The organism is Desulfovibrio sp. 6_1_46AFAA, from assembly GCF_000224635.1.
GTDB lineage: Bacteria > Desulfobacterota > Desulfovibrionia > Desulfovibrionales > Desulfovibrionaceae > Desulfovibrio > Desulfovibrio fairfieldensis.
In genome coordinates this window covers 709,009-717,817 of record NZ_JH114301.1, presented here as the reverse complement: position 1 = coordinate 717,817, position 8,809 = coordinate 709,009, and the positions used below count along the sequence as shown (strand labels likewise).

The window sequence follows — 8,809 nt, the reverse complement described above, 5'->3', positions numbered from 1 at the left end:
GAGAGAGAGAGAGAGGTCTTCTTTTATGGCCTTTGTTTTTCTGTAATTCCGCAGCTACCAGCTTATATTCATCTCTTCTCTGTATTTTTAACTCATACCAATTTTTTAAGGCCGAATCCGACTTGTCGGATTCGGCCTTATTGCGTACTGCTTTCTGACGTATTTTGATATGAAAAATTCTATATACGTCACAAAATCTAGAATGCCTATGCAAGAGGCTTTCTTTCAGCAGTGTAGCGATTTTTTCCAGAGCGCATGGATCACAAATAACGGAGATTGTGTTCAGAACTTAGAGAAATCGCTTACAAAATACCTTGATCTATCCAATATTATTAGTTGCAATAGCGGCACAACAGCTCTCATGCTTGCTGTCCAATCTGCGGGATTGGCTGGAAAAAAAATCGCGGTAACCCCCTATACGTATGTGGCAACGCTCTCAGCCTTGCTGTGGTTGGGGTGCACGCCGGTTTTTGTGGATGTGGAGCCCGATACATTATGCCTTTCTCCCGATCTTCTCCGCCGGCGCCTTGTCAAAGAATCCGATATCGCTGGGGTACTGCCCGTCCATATCTATGGGTTGGCCTGCGATGTGGAAAGCCTGGATACTATTTGCCGTGAGCAGGGAACGACGCTCATTTATGACGGAGCTCAGGCTTTCGGATCGCGCTATAAAGGTAAAAGCCTATTAGCATATGGCGACTACAGCATTTGCAGCTTCCATGCGACCAAGATCTTCCACACCGCGGAGGGCGGATGCGTCGTCTCTCATACGGATGAAGCCCATAAGGCGTTGTCGCTTGCGCGGGCCTTCGGTCATATCGACGACACACATTATTGTCTGGGCATCAACGGAAAAATGAGCGAACTGCATGCCGCCATGGGACTGGCGCTGCTGCCGGGCACGGATGCGGAAATTGAAAAGCGGCGTAAGCTCCATGCGGCCTATGAAGCGGCATTGGGCAGCGCAAAACTGATCCGCCCTGCCATTCGGGAAGGCATGGAATGGAATTACGCCTATTATCCGATTCTTCTATCTGACGAAGATCTCCTGCTGAAAGTACAACGAACCTTGACCGCGCAGGGAATATATCCCCGGCGTTATTTTTATCCTGCGCTCAATATGCTTTCTTATTTGAGGCCTGAATGGAAGGCTTCCTGCCCCGTCGCTGAAAAAGCTGCAAATCATGCACTGTGCCTACCTATGCATGGAGATATTGACCAAGAACATGTAAAAATTATTACTAATATTTTACTTGAATCATTATAAATAAATCTATAAGAAGAGAATTATTCCATGTTCCATACGTTTCATAACGTTAAAATATCCGCATTACGTACGGCAGTTCCAGCGAATGAGATTCGTTTGGAAGATGAAATACATTTTTATGGTGGCAGCGTAAAAAAAATCACAAGACTTCGCGCTACGCTGGGCATGGACCGGCGCCGCGTTTGCCCGCCGGATGTAACCGCGTCCGACCTCTGTGCTCATGCCGCCCTATCCTTGCTTGACGCCGTTCCAGACGCGCGCCAAGCCATTGATGCTCTGATTTTCGTCAGCCAGATGCCTGACTGGCATCAACCGGCAACCGCCTGCGAACTACAACATCGACTCGGCTTGACGCGGCATTGTGCTGCATTTGATGTCAATCAAGGCTGCACGGGGTATATCTACGGCCTCTGGCTCAGCGCTTCGCTCATCGCATCCGGCGCGGCACGGCAGGTTCTTGTTCTCGTTGGAGACGCGCATCCCTCAGAACGCGACATTCGCAACCGCATAACGGCCCCGGTTTTTGGCGACGGCGGAAGCGCCACCTTGCTGGCTCGCGACGAAAACGCCGCTCCTATGAGTTTTGGCCTTGGCACTGACGGCAGCGGATTTGAGACCATCATTATCCCCGCCGGAAAAGCCCGAATTCCTTTCCTCCGCGAACATGCTGAAAACGAGAGGCTTGTAAGGGACATCACGGATCCCTACGGCAATATCTGGCAGCTTGGAGACACCTATATGGATGGTGGAGCTGTATTCAACTTTACTATGGATGTTGTACCGGAACATCTTCACTATGCGTTGGAATATGCGTCCATAGGTCCCACCGATATTGATTGGCTGATATTGCACCAGGCGAATAAGCAGATTGTGGAATCTGTGGCCGCCAAAGCCGGATTCCCTGAGGACAGGGCTCCATGGCAGTCCTTCAGCAAATACGGCAACTTGGCGTCAGCATCCATCCCCGTTGCGCTCTGTGACGTGTTCGGTCAGCGAGCGCCCGGCAAAGTGTTGATGAGCGGCTACGGCATAGGCTTATCGTGGGGATCCTGTTTATGTAATATTGATGCTTGGGACTGCGCCGCTCCCATTGATTACGAGCCAGATCCCAAACGCCCTACGCGTCAGCAGCGCATTGAACGCTGGGAACAGATAATCATGGGAGAAATGACCCGCCATGACTAAGCAAGATTTTCTTCTCGAATTGCAGGAGCTGCTGCAATGCGAAACCTCGCTGCATGAGGAGACTGTGCTGGCAGACCTTGAAGAATGGGACTCCCTGGCTTTTATGGTTCTCATAGCATTTTTCGACAAAAATTTCGGACAGCGTATTGTGTTTGATGATCTCAAAAACTGCCGTAGTCCCGCTTCACTGATAGCGCTGGCAAAGGACGCTATTGCCTGATGTTCGCCGCAAGCCAGATAATACTGGTTACCGGAGCCAGTTCCGGCATCGGCCGGGCCATTGCTCTGGAGTGTAATGCCCAAGGAGCAACCGTGCTTGCCTGCGGCCGCGACGACCTCAAACTGGACGAAGGGCGCAAAGCTGCGGACACGCCTGAGCGCTGGACAAGCATCCGGCGGGATTTTTTTGAAAATATGGAAAAAATCCCACAATGGTTGCGTGAGATCAGCCAGAGGCATGGCAGGCTGTGGGGCATGGCATGCGCAGCAGGTGAAGGTCTGATGGACAGCATGCAGGCCTATAGCCTTGCCACGGCACGGCGGCATTTTGATCTCAACTTCCATGTGCCGTTGCTCCTGGCCAAGGGCTTTTGTGACAGACGGGTCAGCGTAAAAGGCGGAGCCCTGCTTTTCGTCTCCTCGGCATCCGCCGTTTTCCCTGAAAAGGGACATCTTATATATGGAGCGGCCAAAGCGGCGCTGACCGCCGCGGCCAGAAGCATCAGCCAGGAAGTCGCCCCACGGGGCCTGCGCGTGCATTGTCTTTCGCCGGGCATTGTCGATACGCCGATGCAGGAAAAAGCCGAGGCCCTCATGGGGCCAGAATATCGTCAAAGCCAGTTGCGAGGATACCCGCTTGGATTTGGTCGCCCGGAGGATGTGGCGCACATGGCGGCATTTCTCCTTTCCGATAAAGCGGCCTGGATTACCGGCCAGAATTTTGTGCTGGCAGGAGGGCGTTACTGATGCCCAATGTTCTGATCATTGGCAATTCCGGCGCGGCTCGTGAATGTTACTGGATATTGCGAGATGTTCTGGAAAACGCCCCCAGCTTGACAGCTTACTATAACTTTGGGGGCTTTTTCGACTGGAAGGGCTATCCCGGCGATCTGAAAGAGCTCCATTCTCTCTATAGAGGAAATATTGATCAACATGCAATTCAAAACGATGATCTTTTTGTCATCGGCGTGGGCAAGCCGGCACTGCGCAGGGAAATTTTCCTTTCGCTAAAAGAACGTGGCGCGAAATTTATGAATCTTATTCATCCCTGGACAGCCATTTGCAAATCCGCCGTTATCGGCGAGGGCAATATTTTTCAGCGCGGCTGTACAGTTTTTTGCAATACTGTAGTGGGGGATGGAAATTATATTAACGGTGCTGCCAATATCGCCCATGACGCTCAGCTGGGTGATTTCAATTTTCTTGCGCCATACTCCATTGTGCTTGGCGGAGTAAGAATCGGCTCCTGCAACCATCTTGGCCCGCACAGCGTCTTGCTTGAGCATGCTGTCATCGGCAACGGAAATCTGCTGGCTCCCGGCAGCACCATCTACAAGGGCTGCAAGGACAACTGTCGTATGGCAGGGAACCCGGCACTGAAGATTGGAGTGCATAACGGATATGCCAATATCTAAACAACTGCATATTCTTCTGGCCAACAACTATACGGCACGTGGCGGCATACCCAACGTAGTGGCCTCGCTTGCCAATGCAATGACGGAACGTGGGCACCGGGTGACCATTTACAGCCAGAAACCCGTGCCGCGCCTTTTGTATCCTCTCTATCGGCTGGGGTACCGGTTTTATGAGTTAAGCCTGCCCGAAGGAGTGCGAGCAAGCCTCCCCAGGGGGACAGAAAAGCTACAAGATATGTATCCCCTTCATCCTGATGTGGAAATCCGTCCCTACTCTCTTACAGATAACAATTTAAAAATTCAGCGATTGCGTCAGGAAATCCGAGCTCTTTCGCCTGATGTTTGTGTTTGTCCCTTCCCGGACGGCAGCCATCTCATATGGGCGGTGACCCTGTTGGGCAGTGGTGTCCCGTATGTGTATTCGGAACGGCATTCGCCACAAACGATTGAGACTGTTTTCTGGAATCGCAAAGGCCGCCTGGCAGCCATGAGCGGCGCGGACGCCATCCATCTGCTTTTACCTTTGTATCGGAACAGCGTGCCCGAGTTTCTGCGAGAGCGGGTGCATGTCATTCCCAATGCCGTGCCCACTCCCCCAACCTGTGCGAATCCCGCTGGAAGCAGCGGCGCCCCAAAAGTATTGCTCTGGCTGGGACGCCTGCATGAGGAGTTGAAGCAATGCCGTCTGGCTATGGACGCCTTTGCTCTTGTCGCCGCACAATATCCGGACTGGGAAATGCATGTGGTCGGCGATGGGCAGGACCGGGATATGCTGCATGCCCATGCCGCCGCCACAGGTTTAGGCGACCGCCTCAAGCTGCTGGGGGAAGCTAAGGACGTTTGGCCTGTATATGCCGCCGCGCATGCCTTCTGCTTTTCTTCCCGCACGGAAGGCATGCCGAACGCCTTACTGGAAGCGATGGCCTGTGGGCTCCCCAGCGTCTGTTTTGCCAGCTGTGAGGGCGTTCCGGATCTTGTCCGGCACGAGGAAAACGGACTTATGGCAAATCACATGGATACAACGTCACTGGCTGAGCAACTGGGCCGTCTGATGGCGGACGCCGGGTTGCGGGAGTGCCTTGGGAACAACGCCAGGAAATCCGTGGCCGTCTTCGCAGAGCAATGTGTCTTTGATGCGTGGGAGCGTTTGCTGTGCGAGGTTGCCTTGAGCAAAGGACATACCGCCATGGACGCTTTCACGCAGGAGCCTTTCGCCTCCATGGCCCGTCTTTCCGCAGCAGCACGGCGGGAATGGCTCTGGCGGGACTTCCGGGGGCTTATGCCTGACACAGCCGAAGCCGTGCTTTACTGGTTATGCCGGGAACTTCCGCTTCAAGGATACAATGCTCTGATTTCAGGCCTGAAAAAGCGATCGCGTTTGTCATGAATATTGCTATAGCCTGCTCGAGTTTATGCTTAAGCCTTGGTGGATCCGAACGCGTGGCCGTCAATCTCTCCACGGAAATGGCCGCTCGCGGACATGCCGTAACGCTTCTGTCGCTGACGCACGACAACAAAAACACCATCCCCTGCTATGCTGTCGGCCCCGACGTGAGACACGTCTCTTGGGAAAACCGGGGGAAACACGAGGATCTTGTCCAGCTGAGAAAGCTTCTTGTCAGTGCCGATATTGACATTTTCCTTTCCATGCAATCGGGTAGCGACCACTTGTTCTGGGCTACGGCCTGCATGGGGAGCGGTATTCCATTTATCTGCTCCGAACGCTGCGACCCCATACGCTACACGGAGCAGCGTGTCTGGAACCGCTCTGGAAGGCTGGCCGTATTGAGCGGAGCGGACATCATCCACGAACTCTTGCCCGCCTATATCTCCAGTGTACCGGAGGTCTTCCGTCCAAAGGTGAGAATTATTCCCAATGCGGCCCCCGCCGCTATGCCTTGTAACAATATGGCGGCGAAGGGGAAGCGGCTCTGCCTGCTTTATCTGGCACGCTTTGATCAGCAAAAACGCCCCTGGCTCCTGCTGGAAGCATTCAGGATGCTTGCTGCAAAGCATCCGGACTGGGATTTACTCATGTGGGGACACGGGCCGGAAGAAAAAAGACTGAGGACGCTGATCCGGCGCTGGGCATTGGAAGATCGCATACAGATGCGCGGGATATGCAGAAACGCGCCTTTTGCCTATGCTGAGGCGCAGATATACTGTCTGCCGTCGGCGTATGAAGGTTTTCCAAACGCCGTGCTGGAAGCCATGTGCGCCGGACTGCCGGTGGTGGGCTTTGCAGAATGCGCCGGGGTGAAGGATGTGATCGTCCATAGACATACAGGCCTCGTGGTCGAAGAGTCCACGCCCGCAGGCCTAGCTCAGGCGCTTGACACGCTGATGAGCGATGCTTCCCAGCGCCATGCCATGGGAAAGGAGGGCAAGATCGCCGCTACCGCCTATGCCCCCGCCGTAGTGTATGGCCAATGGGAGGCACTGTTTGAGGAGCTTGCGCGGAATAAAGGCAATACGGTCATGGATTCTTTCGCGCGGGAGCCTTTTGCCAGCAAAGCCCGCCTTTCTGCCGTAGCGAGGCGCGAATGGCTGTTCCGGAATTTTGATGATCCCATGCCGTACACCTCCCCTTGGCTATGGCAACGAGGATCTCTGCTCTGCCGCCGTCTGGTATCTCATTTTGCCAACCGGATGCACGCCCTGCTCCGAAAAACGCCTTGTAAACAAAAGGACGCTTCATAATGTGCGGCATTGCCGGATATTGGGATTTGCACGCGTACGGCAGCGCGGAGATGTTGCATGGTTACATAGCTGGCATGACCCAGGCTCTTGTGCTGCGTGGCCCAGACAGCGGAGGGTTATGGATTGAGGCAGGGGCGGGCATGGCCCTAGGGCACCGCCGTCTTGCCCTTCGCGATCTTTCTCCGCTGGGGCATCAGCCCATGACATCGCCTGACGGGCGTTTTGTCCTTACCTATAACGGTGAAATCTACAATACCGGAGAACTTACTGAATTTTTGGCACAACGGGGCGTACACCCGCGCGGCGCGTCCGATACCGAAATAGTTTTGCTGGCATGCATGACTCTGGGGGTGGACGCGGCGCTTGAACATCTGCTTGGCATGTATGCCTTCGCATTATGGGACAGAAAAGAACGCCATCTTGTCCTGGCACGAGACCGTATGGGCGTCAAACCGCTATACTGGATGCTGGATGGTGGACGCTTCTGCTTCGCATCTGAGCTGAAAAGTCTGCGTACACTTGAGGACTGGCGACCGGATATTAATCATGACGCATTGGCCCTGTTGTTGCGATACGGGTACATCCCGGCTCCACACTGCATCTGGCGGGGAGCATTCAAGCTGCCGGCCGCACACCGCCTGGATGTGGATGCCGACGGCCGAATTCGCCTCTGCCGATATTGGGATCCCCTTGCCGTAGCCTGTGAGGGGCTGACCCGCCCTCTGCCCCTCTCGTCGAAGTCAGAAGCTGTATATGTAGAAGAGTTGGACGCTATTCTGACCGATGCCGTACGCCGTCGTATAGTTGCCGATGTCCCTGTAGGCGCCTTTTTGTCGGGCGGCATCGATTCTTCCCTCGTGACCGCCCTCATGCAAAAGAGCAGTGCTGCTCCGGTGCGCACTTTCAGCATAGGATTTGAAGAATCAGACTATAATGAAGCCCCCTTTGCCGCAGATGTGGCGCGCCATCTGGGCACCTGCCATACGGAGCTCTACCTGAGTGTGAAAGATGCCCGAAATCTGATTCCACACCTGCCCGCCATATACGACGAACCGTTTGCGGACCCCTCGCAAATTCCCACCACTCTGCTTTCTGGACTCACACGGCGTCATGTGATTACGGCGTTGACCGGCGACGGTGGTGATGAGCTTTTTGCCGGATATGATCGCTATATGTCCTGCCTCCAGCAGATGCCGGACTTTGCGCCGCATACTCCCGTGCGCACCGCTTTCGCTGCCATGCTGCGCTTTCTTTCACCACACAAATGGGACGCGCTGGTACGCATGCTGCCCGCAGCTATCCGGCCCCGCAACGCCGGAGCGCGTCTTCATAATTTTGCAGACCTCCGCCTTCAGGGATCGGCTCTGGCCTTTTATCATCGTTATTACATGCAGTATTGGTGGCACCCTTCAATGCTGCTCACGACAGGCAAAGCACCCGCCACAATTGCAGATCATACAGACCTTGAAGACAGTCTCGGCACCAGTCTCTCTCTTATGCAATATGTGGATATACGCATGTACCTCGCTGAGGGTATTCTAACCAAAGTTGATAGAGCAAGTATGCACCACTCCCTCGAAGCCCGTGTTCCTTTGCTTGATACACGGGTCTTCGCTTTTGCCTGGCGCATTCCCACCACATGGCGCGTACGTGACGGTAAAGGCAAATACCTTTTGCGGCGGTTACTGCATAACTATGTTCCTCCGTCCTTGGTGGAACGCCCCAAAATGGGCTTCGGCATTCCGGTAGGAGAATGGCTCAGGGGTCCTCTGCGTCCTTGGGCGGAAGCTCTTCTGGAAGAGCGGCACCTCCGGGAGCAGGACATCTTCCATCCGCAAAGTGTACGCTTCGCCTGGGAGCGCCACGTCAGCGGAGCAAGCAACTGGGAGTACCTGCTGTGGATCGTACTCATGTTTCAGGCTTGGCATGCCGCTGCTTCCCAACCGCCTGCCGTTTCATCTCGTGATATTCCTGCGGTCTTCGTTTGACCATTTGGCCTGCTGAACCAGAAGGGGGAGAAAGC

The 8,809-nt window shown here is 54.3% G+C and carries 8 protein-coding genes; all 8 read left to right on the top strand.

Going from position 1 to position 8,809, the window contains the following annotated elements; genetic code table 11:
- Positions 1-208: 208 nt before the first annotated feature.
- Genes HMPREF1022_RS06495 through asnB form a run of 8 tightly spaced genes read left to right on the top strand, consistent with a single transcriptional unit; the run spans position 209 to position 8,774 of the window.
- Entirely contained in the window at positions 209-1,267 is a 1,059-nt protein-coding gene (locus tag HMPREF1022_RS06495; RefSeq protein WP_147568404.1) for a DegT/DnrJ/EryC1/StrS family aminotransferase, read from the top strand.
- Positions 1,268-1,294: 27 nt separating this feature from the next.
- Positions 1,295-2,452 (top strand): 3-oxoacyl-ACP synthase III family protein, encoded by a 1,158-nt coding sequence (locus tag HMPREF1022_RS06490; RefSeq protein WP_009302406.1) that lies wholly within the window; start codon positions 1,295-1,297, stop codon positions 2,450-2,452.
- Positions 2,445-2,672: an acyl carrier protein gene (locus HMPREF1022_RS06485; RefSeq protein WP_008684428.1), complete on the top strand. Its 228-nt coding sequence runs from the start codon at positions 2,445-2,447 to the stop codon at positions 2,670-2,672. The genes HMPREF1022_RS06490 and HMPREF1022_RS06485 overlap by 8 nt, the downstream gene beginning before the upstream one ends.
- Entirely contained in the window at positions 2,672-3,418 is a 747-nt protein-coding gene (locus HMPREF1022_RS06480) for an SDR family NAD(P)-dependent oxidoreductase (RefSeq protein ID WP_009302405.1), read from the top strand. Before HMPREF1022_RS06485 ends, HMPREF1022_RS06480 begins: the two co-directional genes overlap by 1 nt.
- Positions 3,418-4,086: an acetyltransferase gene (locus tag HMPREF1022_RS06475; protein WP_008684432.1), complete on the top strand. Its 669-nt coding sequence runs from the start codon at positions 3,418-3,420 to the stop codon at positions 4,084-4,086. Before HMPREF1022_RS06480 ends, HMPREF1022_RS06475 begins: the two co-directional genes overlap by 1 nt.
- Positions 4,073-5,473: a glycosyltransferase gene (locus HMPREF1022_RS16540; protein ID WP_009302404.1), complete on the top strand. Its 1,401-nt coding sequence runs from the start codon at positions 4,073-4,075 to the stop codon at positions 5,471-5,473. The genes HMPREF1022_RS06475 and HMPREF1022_RS16540 overlap by 14 nt, the downstream gene beginning before the upstream one ends.
- Entirely contained in the window at positions 5,470-6,786 is a 1,317-nt protein-coding gene (locus tag HMPREF1022_RS06465) for a glycosyltransferase (protein ID WP_008684435.1), read from the top strand. Before HMPREF1022_RS16540 ends, HMPREF1022_RS06465 begins: the two co-directional genes overlap by 4 nt.
- Positions 6,786-8,774 carry an asparagine synthase (glutamine-hydrolyzing) gene (gene asnB, locus HMPREF1022_RS06460; RefSeq protein WP_009302403.1) on the top strand — a complete coding sequence of 663 codons (1,989 nt, stop codon included), beginning with the start codon at positions 6,786-6,788 and terminating at the stop codon, positions 8,772-8,774. The genes HMPREF1022_RS06465 and asnB overlap by 1 nt, the downstream gene beginning before the upstream one ends.
- Positions 8,775-8,809: the final 35 nt, after the last annotated feature.